This is a genomic window from Jonesia quinghaiensis DSM 15701, assembly GCF_000423205.1.
Classification (GTDB): Bacteria; Actinomycetota; Actinomycetes; order Actinomycetales; family Cellulomonadaceae; genus Jonesia; species Jonesia quinghaiensis.
On record NZ_AUHN01000009.1, the window covers coordinates 184,374 to 206,925 of the forward strand.

Here is a 22,552-nt window from a genome sequence, read left to right on the forward strand (position 1 = left end):
GGGAGGGGAGCATCGCTCCCCTCCCGCCACACCCTGGAGGGAGACTGTGATGGCACTCAATGATGTAGCCACGACACCCCCGACGCCGGCCACGAAAAAAGCAGCAAACCAGAGATCCTCTGGCACCAGTAGGCTTCACGCCCGTGAACGCCGTATCGGACTTGCCTTTATCGCCGTACCGCTCGTCGGTTTCACCATCTTTACCCTGTACCCGCTGATCTTTTCGGTCTATGCCTCACTAACACAGTGGAATGGCCTGGGTCCGATGAACTTCATCGGATTGGGAAACTACGAGCGACTCCTCCAGGACGAGTACTTCCACAAGGCGTTGTTCAACACCTTCTACCTGATGATCGGTATTCCGATCGGTCTTATCCTCTCGCTTCTGCTCGCACTAGCGATGAACCGCAAGATGCGAGGAACAACTTTTTTCCGAACGATCTACTACATCCCCGTTATCTCCTCACTTGCCGCAATCGCGATTATGTGGCAGTGGGCCTACAACGGTGACTTCGGTCTGATCAACCAGACCCTCGCAATCTTTGGTATTGACGGTCCCAACTGGCTTGAAAATACCTCAACAGTCAAACCCGCCATCATCCTCATGACAGTGTGGAAAGGGCTGGGATACTCGATGCTGCTGTACTTAGCAGCCATCCAGTCCGTGCCCGCTTCCCTCTATGAGGCAGCAGCACTTGACGGTGCAGGAGCGCTACGCAAGTTCCGCTCCATCACCCTGCCAATGGTCCGGCCCGTGACGTTCTTCCTTGTGGTGACTTCCATCATCGGTGGAGCCCAGGTGTTCATTGAAATCAACATCATGACCCCTGACGGCGGCCCGCAGTTCAGTTCCGCAACCATCGTTTGGTACATCTGGCAGAAGGCATTCGACAACCTGCAGATGGGCTATGCGGCTTCGATGTCAATCGTGCTGGGACTCATCGTCTTTGTCATCACCGCCATTCAGTTCCGCCTGAATGCCCGTAACTCCTTCTCCATCGAGTGAGGCCGCGCCATGACCACCGTTGAATCACCATCACAAGGCCTTGACCCCATCAAGGCGCCCTCCTCTAAACTCCCCAAGCTTGGCACCGGGAAACTCCTTATCCCCGGCAAAGGCTTTGGTCCAGCAAGCTCCCAGGGCAAGCAACGCCTCGGCAACATCATTGTTGGGTTTGTTTTATCCCTCGGCGGGATCATCATGGTCGGCCCCCTCCTGTGGACACTATCGACCTCACTGAAAACCCGTGAAGGCGTCTTCGCTCTACCTCCACAGTGGATCCCCGACCCATTTGTGTGGGAAAACTACGTACGCATTTGGACCGCTGGCCCACTGCTCTCCGGTATTACGAACTCACTGATCGTTGCGTTCTCCGTCACCATCGTGGGAACAGTGTTCTCCTCCTTGGCAGCCTATGCCTTCGCCAAGCTACGCATCCCTTTCCGCAATGGGTTCTTCCTGATCCTGCTATCAGGGCTCATGATCCCCTACCCCACCCTGATGATTCCGCAGTTCGTCATGTTCTCCGAGTGGGGCTGGGTTAACACCCTCCTCCCGCTGATTGTGCCAGGGCTGTTCGGAAACATCATGATGATCTTCTTCCTGCGTCAATACCTCAGTTCAGTCCCTGACTCGATGCTCGAAGCAGCAAAAATTGATGGCGCTGGCTACCTGCAAACCTTCGGGCGCATGGTACTGCCACTGATCCGACCAGCTATCGCTGCTCAGTTCATCCTGTGGTTCATGGCGATCTGGAACGACTACCTCGCCCCCATCATCTACTTGAACTCCCCCGAGAAGCAGACACTGCAACTTGTTATCGCATCATTCAACGCGCAGTACGCCATTCAAACCGATTACCCCCTGATCATGGCCGCATCATTTGTCGCACTGATCCCTGTGCTGTTGATCTTCTTGATCTTCCAGCGCCAAATCATTGAGTCCATTGCCTTGACTGGGTCGAAGGGATAACACCGCACCATGACCGCTGAGACGCAGCCACTTCGCTCGTCCATCAGCTCAGCACCAACAACGTGGGGTCTGCGCAATGCGCACGACCCCACCGTTGTTCGCGCTGATGATGGCCTATACGTCATGATGTCCACCGACGCTTGCGCGGATGGGCCAGCCCCATCAGGCGTCCACATCCGCACCTCACCTGACCTGGTCACCTGGGACTGGCATGGCACCGCTTTTGATGGTGTTCCCCCATCAGCCCATAACTGGGCGAATGCACAAGGGCTCTGGGCACCCGAAGTAGTTCGATGGCGTGGCGCTGAAGGAACTGACACCGCTTGGCGGATGCTGTGGTCAGCATCGTCCTTTGGGTCACGAACATCAGCGATTGGTTTAGCCACTGCACCCACACCGCTTGGCCCGTGGCACGACGAAGGCATTGTGGTGCGCACGCACCACAACCACTCCTCCCAAAACGCCATCGACGCGTGCGTGACCTGGGATGACCAGGGACGCCCGTGGCTCACCTACGGTTCGTTCTTTTCCGGGCTCTACGCCTTAGAGCTTGATCCCATCACAGGTATGCCTCGTCATCCTGGCAGCATGGGCGAACGCATCGCTGCTCGCCCCCGGGCCGTTGAAGGGGCTCTCGAAGGGCCTTTCCTGCGTGCACCACAGCCTGGAGAGCCTGACAATTACAACCTCTTTGTCTCGTTCGATTCACTCTTCAACGCCTACGACGTTCGGGTCGCTCACGCACCCGCACCCATTGGTCCCTACATCGACCGCGCAGGTAACCGGTTGCTCGATCGGCGACTCATGGATGACACGTGCGAACTGGACCCCACCAATGTGGGAACACAAATCCTCGCTGGGCACCAGTTTCCGGGATTGCCTGGGCTCATCGCACCTGGGCACTGCAGCGTATTCCGTGACGACGATGGCACAGAGTTCCTCGTCCACCATGTGCGCCACGCAGACTCCCCCGGACAGCATGAGGCGCAGATCCGCCGACTGCTCCTCATGCCGTCCGGGTGGCCGGTCGTTTCTCCCCTGCCTTATGGCGGAGAGTCACGAGAAACTTCAACAACTCTGTGTGATGACTCGTTGCGTGGCACCTGGTTTGTGCTGGACCTATCAGCTGTTCCTGAGCAGGTACCAGTGCCTCTTCCCGATGGGTTCCCGGACCACTTGCGGTTAGCTCCCATGGTTGTTGCTCAACCTGTTGCCCTGCCATCAGGTAACCTCAACGACCTTGGCTTGGTCGAAGGGGTCACCTTCCCTGTCACCTTGCCAACGGGTCAGTCCACCATAGCTTTCGCCGGGTACCGTCAAGCCGGTGACCGGCTTGTTCATGTCAGCGGCTATCGTGGGATTGATGGAACACCAGCACCACAGTGACAGCACTTTGACCGTGCGTGAAGAAAGAAGGATCAGATGAACTGGGCCGCACGAGTCATGGTTTACCTGAACTATGCAACGTCCCTCGTTCTGCTGAATCTTTTGTGGATTCTTGGCGTTCTTGCGGGGGGTATCGTCACCGGCATACTCCCCGCATCACGCAGCTGTTCGCGGCTGGTCACTGCGTTGTTTCTTGGGAGTCCAAGCGATCGGGTGTGGCATGATTTTTGGTCCTATTACGCTCGCAGTTGGAAGGCATCGAACCAGCGCGGTTGGCCTTTCCTTGCGGTGGCGGCCTTAGCTGCCGCTGACCTGTACGCCTTCCGGATAGCCCAACTTAACGGCCTCGAAACCGCAGCGTTTTTCCTCATTCCGTTCCTGATTGTGGCTGCCATGACGACGGTGGCTTTTTCGTTCTACCTCGCTGTGGAACTGCGCTACACCGACGCATTTGCTGCGACGTGGAGGTTTGTTCTCCTGGCGCCACTAACTTTCTTCCCGACAAGTTTGTCTATTCTGCTGCTCCTCACAGCTTTTACGATGCTCACCTGGCAGCTTCCACTCATCATTATTCTTGCCGGTTTCATCGTCCCTGTTGCCCTACCCGCGGTGATTGCTGGGTCCACCATTGACCGACGGCTGGCACCCGGGTTTCGCTCGGATGATTCCCTGCTCATCAATGCTGAGGTGGAGCGCACCATTCGACTCAGCCGCCGCGTATGACAGGACAGCCCGTTACAGCTGGGTAGAGTTTCGCTGCACCACCGAGTAACTTGTCACGATTTTTTGTGGCTGGTGGGTTACGTGAGGATTGTCGATGCGCTGCTGGAGAAGGTCCACTGCTGTGTGGGCAATTTGGTCCCGGCCAGGGTCAACGGTGGACAACGGAGGGAACGAGTAACGGGCATCGTCGATGTCATCGAACCCGATCACTTTTACTTGCTCTGGTACGGCAATGCCGCGCGTATGGAGTGCGTAGAGCGCTCCCAAGGCAAGAGCATCGTTCAGTGCAAATATCCCGTCGAACTCCACACCCTCATCCACGAGCTGGAAGAGGGCTTCAGCGCCTGTTGACCGGTGCCACAGCCCAACTTCGCGTATGAGTTGTGGATCGGGCTCCATGCCGTGTTCTGCGAGCGCTTTGAGGTAGCCTTCGGTCCGGAGTTTTGCTGATCCCATGACTTCGCCTTCGTGGGCACCTAGGACAGCGATCTTTCGGCATCCTTGCGCAATGAGGTGTTCTGTTGCGGCTTGTGCGCCGGCAACGTTGTGCATGGTGACGTGGTCTGCGCTGGAGTTGAATACTCGTTCGCCGAGAAGTACGAGGGGGTAGGGCACGGTGAAGAGGTCAACGTCGTTGGGGCCGAGGGCAAGCGGGGACATGATCAGACCGTCAGTGAGTTGGCGGCGGCTACCGTAGAGGGCTTCGCGTTCGCGGGCTGGGTCTGCGCCGGTTTGTTCAATGAGTACGGTCAGGCCGCGGGTTTCTGCGTGTTGGATGACTGCGTCAGCTAGTTGCGCAAAGTACGGCAGGGACAGTTCTGGGACGGCGAGACCGATCATGCCTGTTTTCCCGGACCGGAGTGACCGGGCTGTGGTGTTCATTTGGTAGTCGAGTTCGGCTATTGCCGCGAGGACTTTTTCTTTTGTGGTGTCGCGAATGTAGGGGTAACCGTTCACGACGTTGGACACGGTTTTCACAGAGACGCCAGCCCGTTTGGCGACATCCTGCATAGTGGCAGCCATTAATGCTTCTCTCTTCCGCCATCTTCATCGATAGAAAGCGCTGAGTTTCAGTGTTTCTCACACTCTACGTGATGTGTTAGTGCAACCTCCACATTTTCCCGTGGATTCCGACAGAAGTTACCGCGATTGCCTTTTTCTCCACAAAACAACTGTGGGGCTCACCAGCTGTTGCTGGTGAGCCCCACAGAGACGCTTCAAAATAAGGAGCGTAATTACTTCTTGTTACGACGCTGGTGACGCGTCTTACGAAGCAGCTTACGGTGCTTCTTCTTCGCCATGCGCTTACGGCGCTTCTTGATGACGGAGCCCATGCTGGTTCCTCACAGTCGTTGGTGTCTTTACTACGTGTGGAAAAGTCCGTCTACTATCTTACCGCGAGAAGTAGCGTGTTTTTACCACAGATATCTGTCAACCTTAAGTTTTTTGCCACCCTCTTGTCCATTCCTCGGCGTGGCGTCTCGCTCACAACTCGTGGGTTGCATCGATTCCTAGGTGTGGGAAAACTGCGTTCCGTGTGGCCCTGATTGCCCGGTCCACTTCGCTGTCAGGGTCAAAACCCGCAGACCACGGGGTAAAAGTAGCGGCACCAAGACGGTCGCCAAGAAACTGCGGCGGGTCGTGGTCCAACAGCATGTCAATGTAACCTTGCCACCGTTGCGGGGTAGGCGTGTCGCTCGGCACCTCCTGATGACTAGCGATGCCCACCACATGCGTCCACACAAGGGGCACCACGTCCACAACAGAGTAGCCCCCACCACCCAGCGCCACCCAGCGCCCCTGAGCGGCCTCATGGGCCAACTGATGCACCAGAACAGCTGCCTGGCGTTGCGCATCGACGTTAACCCGAAGATCAGAGAGGGCATCAAGGCAGTGCGCGTCACAACCATGCTGAGAAATAATGAGATCTGGCTGGAAAGCACGCACAACATCGGGGAGCACCGCATGCAACGCTCGCAGCCAGCCCGCAGAGTCAGTACGTGGTGGCAGCGCAATATTAACCGCTGTTCCTAGCGCACCAGGGCCACCCATATCTGTGGGGAATCCCGTGCCAGGAAACAGGGTTGCCCCACTTTGGTGGATGGAGAAGGTCAACACACTGGGGTCATCCCAAAACATCGTCTCAACACCGTCACCGTGATGCGCGTCCAGGTCGATGTACATGACACGTTGGGCGCCCAGTTCCTGCACCATCTTGATGGCGACCGCGGCATCGTTATAAATACAGAAACCCGAGGCTGCGCCTGGCATCGCATGATGCATCCCGCCAGAAAGATTCACCGCATGCATACTCTGCCCACCCCACACCGCCAAGGCGGCGTCCACGGTTGCTCCCGTCATGCGGGCAGCAGCCTCATGCATGTCGGGGAAACTGGGGTTGTCCTCTGTCCCTAAACCACACACCTCATCGGTGTAGTCCCCCTGCGACGCTTTCATGACTGCGTCCACATAGTGCGGTTCATGGACGCGTTCTAACAGGTCACGTGCAACAGGTTCACTGGGAGAAAGCCGGATATGCGGCTCGTTGACGATGCCCAACTCACGAAGCAAACGCATCGTCAAATCCAGGCGGAGAGGGGACATCGGATGGGTTGGCCCAAAGTCATAATTGAGCATCTCCCCGGACCACGCCACGTGGGCAAAGATGGGCATGGTCCACGGTACAACGAGACACCCTGGATAATCGAGTTCGCACGTGAGATGGCTTACATTCTCCGAATACGTGGCTGCTTACTGGGACGCAACGGTCCCCTAGACGCGCAGAACCGCGGAAATGTGGCAGAGTTTCCTTTGAACAAGTTCACCGCCCCCTGATATTTGCCTAAGCGGCGGTGTGAAAGGACTGGGGTGTTAGCACGCTTTTTGGCAGCGTTCTGGGCGGGCAGAGAATCTGCTGACCGCATCGCACGGCGCTACCCTGCTGCGCTCGCCCTCCTAGCCTTCGGTCTTGTTATTTTCGCCTTCGCAGGCTTGCTATCACTGCCCATTGCTACAACCACTGGGGTTCGTGCCCCGTTTGCAGACGCCCTCTTTGTCGCAACCTCAGCAGTCTCAGTCACTGGTCTAACAACCGTCGACACTGCCACTCACTGGTCATTCTTTGGGCAAGCAACCATTTTGTCTGGCATTCAAATCGGCGGGTTCGGTGTCATGACGCTGGCGTCCATCCTTGGGCTGGCAGTGTCTCGGAAACTTGGGCTCACCGCGAAGATCCTTACCGCCCGCGAAACCAAAACAACTCGTCTCGGTGAGGTAGGGTCACTCATCCGGGTTGTGGTCATCACCTCAGTCACCCTCGAACTATGCATTGCGCTGCTGCTGTTCCCTCGTTTCTTTGCGGTATACGACTCCGCAGGTTCAGCGCTGTGGCACAGCGTGTTCTTTGCCGTGTCCTCCTTTAACAACGCCGGTTTCCTCCCCACCACTGAAGGGCTGATGCCTTACTACAGTGACTGGCTCATCTTGGGTCCCATCATGATGGGTGTGTTTATCGGCTCGTTGGGGTTCCCGGTCATCCTCAACCTCGCGCGAGCCCGTCGGAATCGCACGCTGTGGACACTGCACACCAAACTCACCGTGGTCACCTCAGCTCTTCTTGTTGCCGTGGGAGCGGTGTGGTTCCTCATTGCTGAATGGCGCAACGCAGCAACACTGGGCGGCATGACCTTTGACGAGAAAATTCTCTCGAGCCTCTTTCTGGCCATCATGCCGCGTTCTGGCGGGTTCAACACGATCGACATCGGGGCGATGCACGAATCCAGCTGGCTCATTACTGACGCGCTGATGTTTGTGGGAGGTGGCAGTGCCTCCACGGCAGGTGGTATTAAAGTCACGACCCTCGCGGTGTTAATGCTCGCCATCGTGGCGGAAGCTCGCGGTGACCGTGACACCGAAGTATTCCGGCGCAGGATCCCCGCAGATATTCTGCGCCTAGCGGTGGCAGTGACGTTCCTAGGCGCCACCATCATCCTGGTTTCTTGCCTGATCATGCTGGAACTGACCGGGCTGGCTCTCGATGTCATCCTGTTCGAAGTGATCTCAGCGTTCGCCACCGTGGGGTTGTCCACGGGGATCACACCCGACCTCCCAGATTCTGCGAAATACATGCTCGTGATGCTGATGTATGTGGGACGTGTCGGTACCATGACATTTGGGGCTGCACTTGCCCTGCGATCACGGCGACGTGTCATTCGACTACCAGAGGAAAGGCCGATCGTTGGCTGATACACACGAGGATATCCTCGCCCTTGAGCGAAGCAGCGGAGCTAGCCGCGGCGCCGGGGTTTCCATCGCACAATCCGTCGCGAGGCGTCGACGCACCACAGAATCGCGTAACGACGCAGGCGTGCTAGTCATTGGGTTGGGGCGTTTTGGTTCTTCCCTCGCACTGACCTTAGACCGCATGGGGCAAGATGTCCTCGCCGTAGAGACAAACCCTCAACTGGTGGCAAACTACGCTGACCGGATCTCAGTTGTTGAAGCAGACTGCACGAACCCCGAAGCGCTCGAGCAAATCGGTATCCGCGACTACTCCGTGGTTGTCGTGGGTGTCGGCACCGCATTGGAAGCTTCGGTTCTCATTACCGGAAACCTCGTTGACCTAGGCACCCCACAAATTTGGGCAAAAGCTATCTCCGCCGAGCATGGCAGAATCCTGCAACGCATCGGCGCCCACCACGTGGTTTTCCCCGAGTCCGATGCCGGTAACCGGGTCGCCCACCTCGTGTCCGGAAAACTTCTGGACTACATCGAGGTAGAGGACGGCTTCACGATCGTGAAAATGCGCCCCCCTAAGGAAACACAGGGGTTCACACTTGAGCAGTCTCGAGTGTTGGAAAAATACGGTGTCACGATCATTGGGGTGAAGTCGCCGGGGCAAGAATTTATCTATGCCACCCCCGGAACACGCATCTCCGCAAACGACCTCATTGTGGTCTCCGGGCACTCAGAACTTCTCGAACGGTTCGCTGCGCGCCCATAGCAGGCTTCCGACAAGCCAATAGGGCGGCATGTCCACCAGGTGGTGGAGATGCCGCCCTATTAGTTGTGCATGACGCAGGGGGACGGTCACGCACGGCCTCTGACAGGAGGTCTGTTATTAGCGCGTACCAGCGCGCCGCTTGTTGTAGACGTCGAATGCAACAGCGAGCAGGAGGATGAGACCCTTGATCACTGATTGGATGGACTGGTCCACACCGAGGATCGACATACCGTTGGACATGACGGCCATGATGAGACCACCAACCATCGCTCCGATGACCGTTCCGATACCACCGGTCACTGCAGCACCACCGATGAAGCAGGCCGCGATCGCATCAAGCTCGAACATTTCACCGGCAGCTGGCTGAGCGGAGGATGATCGTGAGGAGAAGACGATGCCTGCGAGAGCAGCAAGGAAGCCCATGTTGACGAAGATCGAGAAGTTAACCCACTTGACCTTCACACCAGACAGTTGCGCTGCGGCGAGGTTTCCACCGATTGCGTAAATGTGGCGACCGAAGATGGTGCGCTTGGTGATCATCGTGTAGATCATGATGAGAGCAGCAAGCAGGATCAGAACGTATGGCAATCCACGTGCTGTAGCGAGTTGCCATGCGAATGCCATAACCACAATGGCAACAACGACAAGCTTGCCAATGAACAGTGGCATTGATTCGACATCTTGCTGGTATGCCAGGCGGGCCATGCGGGCACGCCACTGCATGACTGCGAAGCCAAGAATACCGATTCCGAAAATGACAAGGGTGAAGGCGTCGTATCCGTCTCCGCCGATCAAGCCGTTAAAGAATCCGCCAGCAACCTGCTTGTATGCGGGGTCGTAGATGGAGATTGAGATATTGCTCAAGATGAGGAGTGCTAGCCCACGGAAGAGAAGCATACCGGCAAGGGTCACAATGAATGCCGGGATCCCCACAAAGGCGATCCAGAAACCCTGCCAAACACCAACCAGCAAACCAGCCACTAGTGCGGCGAGTACAGCTGCCCACCAAGGCCAGCCCTGCTGTTGGATCAGTACCGCAGCAACAGCCCCGGAGAGCGCCACCACCGAACCAACGGAGAGGTCGATGTGGCCTGCAATGATCACCATCACCATACCGATAGCAAGGATCAGGATGTATGAGTACTGCAGAACCAGGTTGGTGAGGTTGTTCGGAGCGAGCAGAATACCATCAGTCAAAATCGCAAAGAGAATAACGATGGCGACAAAAGCTATGTAAATACCGCTTTGGCGCAGGTTGCGCGTGACAAGGGCTACGAGCCCTTTCGTCTCTGACATCAGACTCGTTCCTTTTCCTTGGTCATGAGTTCCATCAAGCTTTCTTGGGTTGCATGCTCTTTGGGCACGCAACCAGTGATCGTTCCAGCTGACAGGGTGTAAATGCGGTCACAGATACCCAGCAACTCCGGCAACTCTGAGGAGATCACCAGGACGGCTTTACCTTGATCTGCCAATTTGTTAATAATCGTGTAGATCTCGTACTTCGCACCAACGTCGATGCCTCGAGTTGGCTCATCAAGAATCAGCAGCTCAGGGTCAGTGAACATCCACTTAGCGAGAACAACCTTTTGCTGATTACCACCGGAGAGCTTGCCCACAAGCGCGTGAACGTTGGGGGTCTTGGTGCGCAACGAGGTGCGGTATTCTTCAGCAACTTTGAGTTCTTCGTTGCTATTCACCCATCCACCGCGGGAGATTTTGGACAGACCAGCTGCCGTGGTGTTGGTTTTAATGTCCTGAATGAGGTTCAGTCCATAGCGTTTACGGTCTTCAGAGACGTAGGCGATGCCAACATCAATCGCATCAGACACGGTCTTCAGATTTACTGGTTTGCCGTGCATACGAACGGTGCCGCTGATCTTCGAGCCATATGAACGTCCAAAAACGCTCATGGCGAGCTCAGTACGCCCCGCCCCCATCAACCCTGCAATACCGACGATCTCGCCTTTGTTGACATGCAGGCTTGCATTGTCGACGATGACGCGGTCATGTTGCGTGGGGTGATGAACAGTCCAGTCCTCAATAGCGAAGATTTCTTCGCCCACTGAACTCACGTGTTCGGGGTATCGGTTTTCCAGGTCTCGGCCGACCATGCCGCGAATAATGCGATCCTGCGTGAACTCAGGTCCGACCTTCAGCGTTTCAATGGTTTTCCCATCACGGATGATGGTGGTCGAGTCTGCAATGTCAGTGATCTCATTGAGTTTGTGGGAGATCATAATGCAGGTGATGCCCTGTCCCCTGAGGTGACGGAGCAGGTCAAGAAGGTGCGCGGAGTCTGAGTCATTCAGTGCCGCAGTGGGTTCATCAAGAATGAGGATCTTGACGCGCTTAGAGAGCGCTTTGGCAATTTCAATCAGTTGTTGCTTGCCCACACCCAGTTGGTTTACCGGAGTGGTTGGGTTCTCCGACAATCCAACGCGTGCGAGCAGTTTGGCCGCCTCGGCGTTGGTTTTGTCCCAGTCAATGAGCCCACGTGTTTTCTGTTCGTTACCGAGGAAGATGTTCTCAGCAACTGACAAGTAAGGGATGAGTGCGAGTTCTTGGTGGATGATAACGATCCCGCGCGCTTCGGAGTCATTAATAGATCCGAACTCACCGAGTTTACCGTCAAAATGGATTTCTCCTTGGTACGTTCCGTGTGGGTACACGCCGGACAGTACCTTCATCAGGGTAGATTTTCCCGCGCCGTTTTCGCCGCAGATGGCGTGAATCTCTCCGCGTTGCACACTGAGATTTACGTCATCGAGCGCCTTGACACCGGGGAACGTCTTGGTGATCGAGCGCATCTCTAGGATGTTGTCGCTCATGCTACCCGTCCCTCCTTCATTGGTGGGTCACTGAATTAATAGGGTGGTGCTGGGCCGGGCAGCGCTGCTGCCCGGCCCAGTGGATATTACTGGCCTGCGTCGACTTGAGCCTGGGTGTAGTACCCAGAGTCAACGAGGAGTGCTGCAATGTTGTCCTTGTAGACAATGTCTGACTCAAGGAGGAAGGATGGGACATCCTTGACACCGTTGTTGTAGCTGGTGGTGTCGTTTGGCTCTGGGATGCTTCCTTCAAGGAAGGTGCTTGCTGCGTCAACGGCCTGGTCAGCGAGCTTGCGGGTGTCCTTGAAGATGGTGGCGAACTGCACGCCATCGTTGATGAGCTTCACAGATGCGATTTCTGCATCCTGTCCGGTGATGACAGGCATCTCGTCAGTTGCGTAACCAGCACCTTCGAGTGCGGAGATGATTCCACGGGAGATCCCATCGAATGGTGACAGAACGCCGTCAACCTTGTCACCTGAGTTGTAGGTCGAGGTGAGGAGGTTTTCCATGCGCTTCTGTGCTTCATCCTGGCTCCACCGCTGCGTTGCCACGGCACCGAACTCGCTCTGGCCAGACTGGACAACGAGGGTTTCGTCATCAATGTATGGCTGGAGAGTCTTCATCGCACCGTTGAAGAAGAAGGTTGCGTTGTTGTCGTCTGGTGAACCAGCGAACAACTCAACATTGAATGGACCTTCAGCATCGCCTTCGGAGCCATCTTCATTCATCAGACCAAGACCAACGAGAAGTGAGGTGGCCTGCTGGACACCGACGTTTTCGTTGTCGAAGGTGACGTAGAAGTCTACGTTCTCGTTACCGTTGATGAGGCGGTCGTATGCAATGACGGGGATGTTTGCAGCCCCAGCGGCATCGAGTTGGGTGGAAAGTGCGGTGCCGTCGATCGAGGCGATGATCAGGGCGTCAACGCCCTTGGTGACCATCTGGTCGATCTGCTCTTGCTGGGTTGGGATGTCGTCGTCAGCGAACTGAAGATCAACCTGGTAGCCGGCGTTTTCGAGGCCCGACTTGACAGCGTCACCGTCAGCGATCCAACGCTCTGATGTTTGGGTAGGCATTGCTACACCAACGACGAGCTCGCTGGGGTCTTTGTCTGCCGTGTCGTTGTTCGTACCACTGCCTGCACCTTCCCCGCCACATGCTGCGAGTCCTAGTGTCAGTGTGAGTCCTGCTGCAATCGCAGTGAACTTCCTGCTGATCATTTCTCCTCCTTGAGAAAACATCCTGTCAAAGGGTGGGTGCGAGTGGGATGTCAGCGTTGACTCCTAAAGTTCGGGCGCCATCGCCTTGCGTCACCTGTTTAGAGGTGACTGTCTCACTCGCGGTATGTCTTGAGACTCTTACAGAGTGACGCACCAATCACGTTGAGTCAACTTCTTGAAGACAAGAAGTGGTTTCATTTCGATAACGGCCCAACCTCGAGTCTTTTAGGTGTTTTGAGGCTTTCGCGAGCGAGGGGGTGACGAAACCACAAAACGCAGCCACTTTCACCCAGTAACGGCACAATCTGGCGGCCCTGCAGGTCACAGTGTTGTTTACCGGTATTTCATGACCGAGACAGGGAACTGGACCTTTGTACAAGTCTTGAAGACAAGAAACTTTATGAACGCAAAACAGCGGGCACCGGCGATAACCGGTGCCCGCTGGAAGGTAACGCAGCGACGAGTGAGGTGAGGACTCTAGGACCTCAGTCCTCCACTATGGGGTGAAGCGCGCACCTCCCCCAAGGAGTGCATCGATCTCAGACCACGTGGTGTCAAGGTGCACACCGGCGTGTTCAAGTGGCTCGAGAACGATGCGAACATCGTCGCTGTGTACAACCCGAAACTGCGTTGAGGCGATCGTCGCAGCATCGGAAAGGGACTCTTCGACCATGAGCGGAGCAAGGGAAGGTTGCCCGCCGCCCTGGGGGGCGGCGGACAACACGGTTCCGCTAGGACCAACACAGCGAACTGGAACAACGCCATCGCCAACTGGGACACCAAACTGGGGGAAACCGTTCGCATCCCAGTACACATGCTGTACTCGTGCGTGACGGTTGGGGTCAAACAAGGGGTTTCCGTCAATGTCTCGGTAAGACCGCGCGTGGTACACCATCACGTCGTTTCCCTGAGCATCGATAGTGAACGAGTTATGCCCTGGACCATAAGAGCTCGTTGCATCGTGCGAGGTAAAAACAGGTTCTTGCGCTTTGTGCCAAGACTGCGGGTCCAACAAGTCAGCGTTGGCATCGGCCCACAGCAGCCCCATGCAGTAATTGTGGTCGGTGGCGCTGGCTGAGTAAGTGATGAACACTCGTCCGTGACGGACAATGACTGCCGCACCTTCGTTGACGCGGTAGCCAATAATTTCCCAGGGAAGCTCGGGGGTTGTCAGCAGCACAGGTTCCGAACCAAGAGTAAAGGGATCAGTCATGCGTGCAATGTAGAGGTCTGAGTTAATGACCTGTTCCTCAGGTGTCTCTTCTGGCTGCAAGGGTCGCTGTGCCCACACGTAGTAGAGCTCGCCTTGGTGCTGGAAGACCGTGCCGTCCAGTGAGAACTCATCCCATGTCGAATGGATGCGCCGGGGCTGGGACCATTGCGCAGTGCGCGGGTCATCACCAATCCCCTCAATCACATACATGCGAATGCGGAATGGCTTATCTGCGTGCCCTGCTGTGTAGTACACATACCACCGCCCATTGAGGCGGTGTAGTTCAGGCGCCCAGATGTTGCCGCCCATGTCACCAACTGTCGGGCGGGTCCAGACAACAACCTCAGGGGCATCTCGGAGATCATCGATTGTGGCAGCACCGCGAATGACGATTTTATCGAAATCCGGGTAAGAAGCAGTGAAATAGCACATCTCCCCTTCGTTAATAACCCACGGATCTGCACGGCATTCAACCACAGGATTTGCGGGCATGCTCTGAACGAGGGCGGTATTGCGCTCCAGTAATTCGCCTGGTGCCGGCTGCGTGATTGCCATTGTTTTTCCTTCGCTCCCTAACGTCCCTACATCGATGTAGAAACCGGTGAAAAAAATGCAGCAGCCCGCGCGAGACTGCTTCTTCGATCGCTATGACCATTTTTACATCGATGTAGAAATCTGACAAGAGTGTGGGTTCCTGAGTTTGCACCTTCACATAAAGGCTTTACCTCAGGAACCCGCACCTCGGTTAACAGCAGTGTTAGTCAGAACTACCGGAATCCACTTCAGACTGGCTGTAGTAGCCAGAATCTACGAGCAACGCACTAAGATTTTCCGCCGTCACCACGTCAGACTCCAGCAAGTAAGACGGTACAACTTTCATCCCGTTGTCATAGGTCTCAGTGTCATTAGGCTCTGGTTCACCGCCCTCAAGCAGCACAGTGGCAGAGTCCACTGCGGTGTCCGCGAGCTTCCTGGTGTCTTTGAAAATCGAGGAGTACTGCCACCCTTCGGCAATCCACTTTGCGGACGCTAGTTCGGCATCTTGGCCAGTCACCACAGGAATATCCTCGAGCCCGTACCCGCCACCCTGCAGAGCTGTAATCGCACCGCGCGCCAAAGCATCATTTGCCGCAAGGATGCCCTGAATTTGCTCCTGCTGATAGGTGGACGTCAACAAGTCATCCATGCGCGATTGAGCTTTTGCTTGGTCCCAGCCTTGAATAGCCACCTGCCCAAAGTCAGTTTGCCCTGACGCGACATCCAACACACCACTATCGATGTATGGCTGCAGCACGCTCATTGCCCCGTCAAAGAAGAACTTGGCATTGTTGTCGTCGGGTGAGCCAGCGAAGAGTTCCACCATAAATGGCCCTTCTTCTCCTGTTGCTTCTCCCTCAGCATCAAGAACACCGAGTCCCGCGAGGAGTGAGGTGCCTTGTTGTTGCCCAACAGCAAAGTTGTCAAAGGTAACGTAGAAATCGACGTTTGGTGACCCTGTGAGAAGCCGATCATAGGCAATCACGGGTATGCCACTCGCCTCTGCAGCATCAAGCTGCGTGGATAGTGACGCGCCATCAATAGACGCCAAGATCAGCACGTCAACACCCTTGGTGATCATTTGATCAATCTGTTCTTGCTGGGTAGGGATGTCATTGCCAGCAAACTGCAGGTCCACCGCGTACCCTGCAGCCTCCAATCCCTGCGTGACGGCTGCACCATCAGCCTGCCAGCGCTCCAGCGTCTGCTCTGGCATCGCAACACCAACAGTCTTCGATTCCCCCGCAGAACCACCACCTTCGGGAGGTGTTGATGTTTGCCCACCGGCACCGTCACCCGAGCAGGCTCCAAGCGCTACAGCCATTGTGGCAATGGTTGCCACGCTGAGAATTCTCTTCATTGACATTGATTCTCCTTGAAACGTCGTTGTTCACTCCGGAGTGTTCCGCGGCCACAGTGGGCAAACCCACCACCGACCTGCCATTAGTTTTTCCGCTGTACTAATAAATGTCAATCGATTGAACAATACTGTTACCGTCTGGTGACCTCACTCCCCTCCCTCTCCCGATGAACCTGCACAAGAGCGCACGATAGCCACCAAGCGCCCTGCTAAGCGGGCACACGCACACGAACGACAGCGGGGTGTGAGCACATGCTCACACCCCGCTACGAAGGCCTAGGCCTTATCTTCCACACACCACATGAGGAAACTTGTTAGAACCCCTGAGCCAAACGGTAGTACGCCTGGTTCCAGCGCAACTCCTGAGCGAACTCGCGGATCTTTGTGTTCTCATCGATCACAACAAGCTCAGTCTGAGCGATTTGCGCAAAGTCCAACCACGTTTCGAGGCTGGCAGCAGTGTCCATGCAGGTGTGGTGGGCCGCACCGGTCAGCAACCATGCCTGCGTTGACACCTTGAAGTTTGGCTCTGGGCGCCATACAGCACGAGCAACGGGCAAGTTAGGCAGTTCGGCAGGTGCCTCAACGTTCTCCACCACGTTCACAACGAGACGGAACCGCTCACGCATGTCAGACATCGCCACAACCACGGCGGGCCCTGGATCTGCGGTGAAGACCAAACGTACTGGGTCTTCCTTGCCACCAATGCCAAGTGGGTGCACCTCAAGGCGTGGCTTAGCCGTAGTCAGTGAGGGGCAGACCTCAAGCATGTGCGCACCGAGGATCAGTTCATTACCGGGGGTGAGGTCGTAGGTGTAGTCCTCCATGAGCGACGCGCCACCTGGGAGGCCGTATCCCATCACCTTTGCGATGCGCACCAAGACTGCCGTTTTCCAGTCACCTTCAGCACCGAAACCGTACCCATCGGCCATGAGGCGTTGCACAGCAAGGCCCGGGAGCTGACGCAGCGCGCCAAGGTCTTCGAAGTTCGTGGTGAATGCGCCGAAGCCGCCTTCTTCCAAGAACCCGCGCAATGCGATTTCTTGCGCTGCACCGTAACGTAGCGAGTCGTGGCGTTCAGCGCCACGGCGAAGTTGCTCGTCCGCGTCGTAGAGTTCTTCATACTCGGCGACAAGCGCATCAATGGCTGATTCTTCGACAGCGTCAACAGCTGCGACCAGCTCATTAACAGGCCAGGTGTTGACTGAGACACCAAGAGAGATCTCAGCTTCAGTTTTGTCGCCTTCGGTCACTGCGACGTTGCGCATGTTGTCACCAAAACGTGCGACGCGCATCGAACGAGCAGCATTCCAACCAGCTGCTGCCCGAGCCCACGCAGCAATGTCACTGATGACTGATTCGTCGCTGGGGTGCCCTGAGACGATCTTGCGCTGTACGTTCATGCGCGACTGGATGTACGCGAACTCACGGTCACCGTGAGCAGCCTGGTTGAGGTTCATGAAGTCCATGTCGATGGTTGCCCACGGCAACTCAACATTGGCTTGGGTGTGCAGGTGAAGGAGGGGTACCTTCAGCGCATCCAAGCCGCGGATCCACATTTTCGCTGGTGAAAAGGTGTGCATCCACGCGACGAGACCCACGCAAGAGTCATCTGCGTTGGCGTCCAGCATGGCCCGGCGGATCGAGTCTGAGTCCTTGAGGACTGGCTTCCACACCACCTTGACGGGGATGGCGTCAGCCCCGTCAATGATGTCAACGAGGGCTTGGGATTGCTGGGCAACCTGGGCGAGTGTTTCTTCGCCGTAGAGGTCTTGCGATCCGGTGAGGAACCAGATCTCTTTACCCTCAAATGGGTTCTTCATAGTGTGTGTCCTTGCGTTGGTGAGTGAGAGGTATCTACTTCAGGTGGTGCAGTAACACGCCGATGCGTCACTGACCGTAAACGTTCTGGTAGCGGTCGAACAGCCGATCGATGTCTGCCTGGCCGATGCGCCCAGGCTCGCCAAGTTGGCGGGAAATGTGCACGGTACGAGCTACTTCCTCAACCATGACGGCAGCTTTCACGGCGTCTTTTGCGTCTTTACCAATGGTGAAGGGGCCGTGGTTGCGCATCAGGACTGCGCGGCTACGCGAGTCCCGCAGTGTTTCGACGATTCCTTGACCGATGGAGTCATCGCCAATGAGCGCAAATGGCCCCACGGGGATATCCCCACCGAACTCATCCGCCATCATCGTCAAGACGCATGGGATGGGTTCTGCCCGAGCAGCCCAAGCGGTGGCATAGGTGGAGTGAGTGTGAACTACTCCGTTGACACCTGGCATGTTGCGGTACACGTACGCGTGTGCGGCAGTGTCAGATGATGGTGCTTTGTCACCGTCGATGAGGTTGCCGTCGAGGTCGCACACCACCATCTTCTCTGGGGTGAGTTCGTCGTAGGTGACCCCCGATGGTTTGATCACCAACAGGTCCGCACTCTTCAACCGTTGCGAGACATTCCCGGCTGTCCACACGACAAGTTCCCATTTGGGGAGTTCTGCGTGCAGGTCCGAGACAATTTTGCGCACGGCGGCGATTTCGTCGAGAACTTCTTGGCTATACCCCGCAAGCCCAGGGGCGGCGGTTGCGGTGCGCGCTGGTGCGGCACCAGATTCTTCGGTACTGAACATGAGGTTCCTTACGTGATGGTCGTATTTACAGGGCTGCTACGGCGGCACGCTCGATAGCGAGGCCTGCGTCGTAACGATCGAGGTAGGCCGTGAAGCCTGCGACATCTTGAGGATCTGGGGTGACGGTATCGATGCGCGCGGACGCAAAAACGTGGTCGCGCAGGTGAGTTCCGAGTTCAGCGGTTGTTGTTTCGGCTGCACGGGCGCGCGTGTAGTCCGCAAGGACCGCAATACCCCATGCGCCACCCTCACTAGCGGTGTCTCCTACGCTCACCGGTGCATCAATTGCAGCTGCCAGGAGGCGTTGAGCAACTCCGGCGGTGCGGAACATCCCGCCGTGGGCGAACATGTCATCAATCTTGACGCCTTCAGCATGCAGCACTCGCATACCTAACGCCAACGTGCCAAAGGCACCATAGATTTGCGTGCGGGCGAAGTTCGCTAGGGTTAGGCGGCTGTCGGGGGTGCGCACAAAGAGTGGGCGTCCTTCGTCGAGCCCGGTGATGGGCTCACCAGAAAGGTAGTTGTACCCCAGGAGTCCCCCACCATCGGCGGCACCTTCGAGGGCGGCACTAAAGAATGCGCCGAAAATGTCGTCTGCTCCAGCGGTGACGCCGAGTGCTTGGGCGAATTCTCCGAGCAGTCCAGCCCACGCGTTGAGCTCGGAGGCACCGTTGTTGCAGTGCACCATTGCTACGAGGTCGCCAGCTGGTGTGGTGACGAGGTCCAGTTCGTGGTGGACTTTTTTCAGTGGTTCTTCGAGAACAACCATGGCGAAAATTGATGTTCCCGCTGAGACGTTTCCGGTGCGTTTTGCTACAGCATTGGTGGCAACCATTCCGGTTCCCGCGTCGCCTTCTGGTGGGCACAGTGGAATTCCTGCCGCCAGGGTGCCTGTTGGGTCAAGCCAGGCAGCACCTTCTTGCGTCAGGCGACCTGCGTCTTGCCCGGCAATGAGCGCTTGTGGCAGCAGGGATCGCAATGATGGGAAGGTGCCGTGGTTGGTGGCGCGTTCGTCGACGAGTGCTAGCAGGCGCGCATCGTAGTCGCGGGTTGCAGGATCTACTGGGAACATGCCCGATGCATCTCCCACACCCAGCACCTTGGCGCCGGTGAGGCGCCAGTGGACATACCCGGCCAGTGTCGTCAGGAAGGCAACGTCTTTGACGTGGGTTTCGTTGTCGAGAATGGCTTGGTACCAGTGGGCGACGGACCACCGCAGGGGAATGTTGTACCCGAGAAGTTCAGAGAGTTCAGCGGAGGCTGGCCCTGTTGAGGTGTTGCGCCAGGTGCGGAAGGGGACGAGAAGTTCGTCGTTGGCGTTGAACGCCAGGTAGCCGTGCATCATGGCGGAAACGCCAATGGCACCAAACGTTGTGGGGCGAACTCCGTAGCGAGTTTCGCAGTCTGCGGCAAGTTTGGCGTAGCAGTCTTGGAGGCCTGCGTCGACTGCGTCGAGGGCGTAGGTCCAGGTTTTGTCGACATAGGAGTTCTCCCAGTCGTGACTGCCGGTAGCAATGGGAGTGCCGTCCGGGCCGATCAGGCAGGCTTTGATTCGGGTGGACCCAAATTCTATGCCGAGTGATGTGTCGCCGGAGAGCAGTGCACTGCGTACTGCTTCGGTGGTGGGTTGGGTGGTGTCGTGATTCATCGGTGTCCTTGTCGCCACGTCGTTGTGCCCAGGCCGGCCGCGTCACAGTGATGCTCACGCGGGTAGTGCTGGTTGGTGTTTGGTGGAGGCCACCACCGTCTACCCGGACTCTGGATGCCTAAATGTTAACGTTCACATATGGTGCGGGGCAAGTCCCAGAACGGGTCCTACCGGCGTGATAAACACCGAAAACCCGGTCTGCTCAAGAACACGCCTCACTACCGCGGTTCAGCGGTACTACGTCGCACCACAAGTTCTGGCGCTAACACCACATTAGACACATCAGCGCCGTTAATCGCGGCGAGCAACGTGGCAATAATCTGACGCCCCATCCGGGCAAATTGGTGGTGGATCGTGGTCAACGGCGGAATGAACTGGCTGGCCCCAGGAACATCATCGACGCCAATGACAGATACGTCATGGGGAACCCGCAAGCCAGCCTCATACAATGCCCTCATCACACCCAGAGCGATCATGTCATTCGCGGCAAAAATAGCAGTCGGTACACCAGCCCGGACCAGATCACAGCCCACCTCATAGCCGCGCTCACTGGACCAGTCAGACTGAATCAATGGCACCGGGTTCAACCCCAAGGCCTCACACTCACTGCGCCAGCCTTCCAAGCGACCACGAGCATCCGTCCAGTCCAACGGGCCGCTAATATGTGCAATCTCGCGATGCCCTAACTCAGCGAGATGCCGCACCGCCAACCGGCCGGTTTCCACCTGGTCGAGGGAGACAGTACTAATGTGAGCGGGCATCTCTTGGGCATCGGCCAACACCACCACGGGCACGGAACACTCAAAACTCTTCAGAGCTTCAATCACTTCACGTTGCGGCGCGATAATGACGATGCCTTCAACATTTTGGGATAACAAATGGTCCAGTAGCGTGTTCATCGCCAAAGGGGTGGGGCGCTTCACCGTGGCAGCAGCCAAAATGTACCCGGCCTCGCGGGCAGCTTCTTCAATGGCGACAAATGCACGCTGCGGACCGAACAACGCCGAGCCAGAGGTGATAACACCGATCGTTGCGGTGCGCCGCGTCACCAAAGCGCGGGCAGCCAAGTTACGGCGATACCCTAACTCAGCAATTGCTTCCATCACACGATCTCGCGTTTGTGGGCGCACAGAAGGGTGATCGTTCAGCACACGCGAGACTGTCTGATGCGACACTCCAGCCAGGCGGGCAACGTCATTCATGCCCGGTGGGCGGGTCCTGGCCATGGTGTTGTTGTTTCCCTCTTCACCTTGTTGGTTGTGGCGTTAATGCTATAGCGGGAAACCGACAGTCACATTGCGCAAATCGGCAACAGCGCCGTAGACCTCAAAAAGAGCAGTAGCATTTGTCCACACTGCCTGACCGGTTTGAGGGTCAATGGCAACATCAGCACTGAGCGGTTCAAGTGTTTGTGCGGTGTCTTGGACCAAGTACAACAAACCGACTTCTTGCTCATCAATCATCACAGGTTCCGCTGGCGTCTCACCCATGCGTTCACTGGCAGCAGCAGCGGCCTCGTCAGGTGTCGCGAACTGCACAGCCAACACGTTATAGGTGGTTGTCGCGCCGTCAAGTTCACCCTGGTACGTCAAGGTGTGGCCCTCGACAGCGTCTGGGAACGGCAACTGATCAAGTTGGGTGTATGAGGTGCGCGTGTACTGCCGCACAGTCTCTGGCATGGCGGAGGCAAAGGTTGTTGCATCTTCCGGCAGCGCCACTGGTTCGCCGGTAGGTTGAGGAACCTCTGCCGTTTGTGTCACTGTCGCGGCGGGTGCTGGCGCAGCATCGGACCCTGTGACGATTCCAACGAGTCCTTGAATAATGAAATACAACGCCACCAAAATGGCAGCGACCCACACGAGTTTGCGCCCATTTGTTACCGGCAGAGCATTCTTGTCCTCCGGGGCATCTTGATCGGAGGTCTGTGCATCAACCTCATTGTTGACCTCCGGGGCGGGTGAGTGCTGTGCACCAGGCTCGTTCGGGTCCGGTTGGCTCATGGGTGGCTGCGTCATTGTTGCCTCCTGGC

The 22,552-nt window shown here is 56.7% G+C and carries 19 protein-coding genes; 6 read left to right on the forward strand and 13 right to left on the reverse strand.

All coding sequences use genetic code 11. The features are described from left to right. Positions 1–49 precede the first annotated feature (49 nt). Genes G538_RS0108675 through G538_RS0108690 form a run of 4 tightly spaced genes read left to right on the forward strand, consistent with a single transcriptional unit; the run spans position 50 to position 4,081 of the window. Complete coding sequence (locus tag G538_RS0108675; protein ID WP_029069017.1) at positions 50–1,006, forward strand: carbohydrate ABC transporter permease; 957 nt, start codon at positions 50–52, stop codon at positions 1,004–1,006. Between the two features lie 9 nt (positions 1,007–1,015). Then, on the forward strand, positions 1,016–1,972 hold the full coding sequence (locus tag G538_RS0108680; protein ID WP_211218598.1) for a carbohydrate ABC transporter permease: 957 nt from the start codon (positions 1,016–1,018) through the stop codon (positions 1,970–1,972). Positions 1,973–1,981: 9 nt separating this feature from the next. Next, positions 1,982–3,358 (forward strand): arabinan endo-1,5-alpha-L-arabinosidase, encoded by a 1,377-nt coding sequence (locus G538_RS15900; protein WP_051196804.1) that lies wholly within the window; start codon positions 1,982–1,984, stop codon positions 3,356–3,358. A gap of 36 nt (positions 3,359–3,394) precedes the next feature. Next, positions 3,395–4,081, forward strand: coding sequence for a DUF624 domain-containing protein (locus tag G538_RS0108690; RefSeq protein ID WP_029069019.1), 687 nt, complete (start codon positions 3,395–3,397; stop codon positions 4,079–4,081). Between the two features lie 12 nt (positions 4,082–4,093). On the opposite strand, the gene G538_RS0108695 is transcribed toward G538_RS0108690, so the two are convergent. The 3 genes from G538_RS0108695 to G538_RS0108705 form a co-directional block, all read right to left on the reverse strand. After that, on the reverse strand, positions 4,094–5,104 hold the full coding sequence (locus G538_RS0108695) for a LacI family DNA-binding transcriptional regulator (protein WP_029069020.1): 1,011 nt from the start codon (positions 5,102–5,104) through the stop codon (positions 4,094–4,096). A gap of 212 nt (positions 5,105–5,316) precedes the next feature. Then, the gene (locus tag G538_RS17760; protein ID WP_003792170.1) at positions 5,317–5,415 is read right to left on the reverse strand and encodes a 30S ribosomal protein bS22; all 99 of its coding nucleotides are present in this window, start codon (positions 5,413–5,415) and stop codon (positions 5,317–5,319) included. A 151-nt stretch (positions 5,416–5,566) separates the two neighbouring features. Continuing rightward, positions 5,567–6,754: an acetoin utilization protein AcuC gene (locus G538_RS0108705; protein ID WP_029069021.1), complete on the reverse strand. Its 1,188-nt coding sequence runs from the start codon at positions 6,752–6,754 to the stop codon at positions 5,567–5,569. A 195-nt stretch (positions 6,755–6,949) separates the two neighbouring features. Here G538_RS0108705 and G538_RS0108710 point away from each other — a divergent pair, with 195 nt between their 5' ends. Together G538_RS0108710 and G538_RS0108715 are read left to right on the forward strand one after the other, a co-directional pair. Further along, on the forward strand, positions 6,950–8,326 hold the full coding sequence (locus tag G538_RS0108710; RefSeq protein ID WP_157544384.1) for a TrkH family potassium uptake protein: 1,377 nt from the start codon (positions 6,950–6,952) through the stop codon (positions 8,324–8,326). Between the two features lie 64 nt (positions 8,327–8,390). After that, positions 8,391–9,083: a potassium channel family protein gene (locus G538_RS0108715; protein ID WP_051196876.1), complete on the forward strand. Its 693-nt coding sequence runs from the start codon at positions 8,391–8,393 to the stop codon at positions 9,081–9,083. A 117-nt stretch (positions 9,084–9,200) separates the two neighbouring features. Here the strand turns inward: G538_RS0108715 and mmsB are convergent, their stop codons facing one another. From mmsB to G538_RS0108765, 10 genes are all read right to left on the reverse strand, one after another. Beyond that, positions 9,201–10,379 carry a multiple monosaccharide ABC transporter permease gene (mmsB, locus tag G538_RS0108720; RefSeq protein WP_029069024.1) on the reverse strand — a complete coding sequence of 393 codons (1,179 nt, stop codon included), beginning with the start codon at positions 10,377–10,379 and terminating at the stop codon, positions 9,201–9,203. Beyond that, a complete protein-coding gene (gene mmsA, locus G538_RS0108725) occupies positions 10,379–11,911 on the reverse strand; it encodes a multiple monosaccharide ABC transporter ATP-binding protein (RefSeq protein ID WP_029069025.1) in 1,533 nt (510 codons plus the stop codon). Before mmsA ends, mmsB begins: the two co-directional genes overlap by 1 nt. Positions 11,912–11,997: 86 nt before the next feature. After that, a complete protein-coding gene (gene chvE, locus G538_RS0108730; RefSeq protein ID WP_035833894.1) occupies positions 11,998–13,134 on the reverse strand; it encodes a multiple monosaccharide ABC transporter substrate-binding protein in 1,137 nt (378 codons plus the stop codon). A 496-nt stretch (positions 13,135–13,630) separates the two neighbouring features. Beyond that, positions 13,631–14,902 (reverse strand): glycoside hydrolase family 43 protein, encoded by a 1,272-nt coding sequence (locus G538_RS15905; RefSeq protein ID WP_029069027.1) that lies wholly within the window; start codon positions 14,900–14,902, stop codon positions 13,631–13,633. 202 nt (positions 14,903–15,104) lie between these two features. Then, positions 15,105–16,250, reverse strand: coding sequence for a multiple monosaccharide ABC transporter substrate-binding protein (gene chvE / locus G538_RS0108740; protein WP_029069028.1), 1,146 nt, complete (start codon positions 16,248–16,250; stop codon positions 15,105–15,107). Between the two features lie 308 nt (positions 16,251–16,558). Then, the gene (araA, locus tag G538_RS0108745; RefSeq protein WP_029069029.1) at positions 16,559–18,067 is read right to left on the reverse strand and encodes an L-arabinose isomerase; all 1,509 of its coding nucleotides are present in this window, start codon (positions 18,065–18,067) and stop codon (positions 16,559–16,561) included. Between the two features lie 67 nt (positions 18,068–18,134). Then, the gene (locus G538_RS0108750; RefSeq protein WP_084618250.1) at positions 18,135–18,872 is read right to left on the reverse strand and encodes an L-ribulose-5-phosphate 4-epimerase; all 738 of its coding nucleotides are present in this window, start codon (positions 18,870–18,872) and stop codon (positions 18,135–18,137) included. Between the two features lie 25 nt (positions 18,873–18,897). Next, positions 18,898–20,523, reverse strand: coding sequence for a xylulokinase (locus G538_RS0108755; protein WP_029069031.1), 1,626 nt, complete (start codon positions 20,521–20,523; stop codon positions 18,898–18,900). Between the two features lie 218 nt (positions 20,524–20,741). Beyond that, positions 20,742–21,749 (reverse strand): LacI family DNA-binding transcriptional regulator, encoded by a 1,008-nt coding sequence (locus G538_RS0108760; RefSeq protein ID WP_029069032.1) that lies wholly within the window; start codon positions 21,747–21,749, stop codon positions 20,742–20,744. Between the two features lie 45 nt (positions 21,750–21,794). Beyond that, a complete protein-coding gene (locus G538_RS0108765; RefSeq protein ID WP_029069033.1) occupies positions 21,795–22,538 on the reverse strand; it encodes a hypothetical protein in 744 nt (247 codons plus the stop codon). Positions 22,539–22,552: the final 14 nt, after the last annotated feature.

Bases quoted from the DNA above. Each gene is read 5' to 3' on its own strand.
- G538_RS0108750 (WP_084618250.1), bottom strand. From the start codon at position 18,872: ATGTTCAGTACCGAAGAATCTGGTGCCGCACCAGCGCGCACCGCAACC.
- G538_RS15905 (WP_029069027.1), bottom strand. From the start codon at position 14,902: ATGGCAATCACGCAGCCGGCACCAGGCGAATTACTGGAGCGCAATACC.
- G538_RS0108755 (WP_029069031.1), bottom strand. From the start codon at position 20,523: ATGAATCACGACACCACCCAACCCACCACCGAAGCAGTACGCAGTGCA.
- G538_RS0108705 (WP_029069021.1), bottom strand. From the start codon at position 6,754: ATGCCCATCTTTGCCCACGTGGCGTGGTCCGGGGAGATGCTCAATTAT.
- mmsA (WP_029069025.1), bottom strand. From the start codon at position 11,911: ATGAGCGACAACATCCTAGAGATGCGCTCGATCACCAAGACGTTCCCC.
- mmsB (WP_029069024.1), bottom strand. From the start codon at position 10,379: ATGTCAGAGACGAAAGGGCTCGTAGCCCTTGTCACGCGCAACCTGCGC.
- chvE (WP_029069028.1), bottom strand. From the start codon at position 16,250: ATGTCAATGAAGAGAATTCTCAGCGTGGCAACCATTGCCACAATGGCT.
- G538_RS15900 (WP_051196804.1), top strand. From the start codon at position 1,982: ATGACCGCTGAGACGCAGCCACTTCGCTCGTCCATCAGCTCAGCACCA.
- G538_RS0108675 (WP_029069017.1), top strand. From the start codon at position 50: ATGGCACTCAATGATGTAGCCACGACACCCCCGACGCCGGCCACGAAA.
- G538_RS0108695 (WP_029069020.1), bottom strand. From the start codon at position 5,104: ATGGCTGCCACTATGCAGGATGTCGCCAAACGGGCTGGCGTCTCTGTG.
- G538_RS0108765 (WP_029069033.1), bottom strand. From the start codon at position 22,538: ATGACGCAGCCACCCATGAGCCAACCGGACCCGAACGAGCCTGGTGCA.
- G538_RS0108760 (WP_029069032.1), bottom strand. From the start codon at position 21,749: ATGGCCAGGACCCGCCCACCGGGCATGAATGACGTTGCCCGCCTGGCT.
- chvE (WP_035833894.1), bottom strand. From the start codon at position 13,134: ATGATCAGCAGGAAGTTCACTGCGATTGCAGCAGGACTCACACTGACA.
- G538_RS0108680 (WP_211218598.1), top strand. From the start codon at position 1,016: ATGACCACCGTTGAATCACCATCACAAGGCCTTGACCCCATCAAGGCG.
- G538_RS17760 (WP_003792170.1), bottom strand. From the start codon at position 5,415: ATGGGCTCCGTCATCAAGAAGCGCCGTAAGCGCATGGCGAAGAAGAAG.
- araA (WP_029069029.1), bottom strand. From the start codon at position 18,067: ATGAAGAACCCATTTGAGGGTAAAGAGATCTGGTTCCTCACCGGATCG.
- G538_RS0108690 (WP_029069019.1), top strand. From the start codon at position 3,395: ATGAACTGGGCCGCACGAGTCATGGTTTACCTGAACTATGCAACGTCC.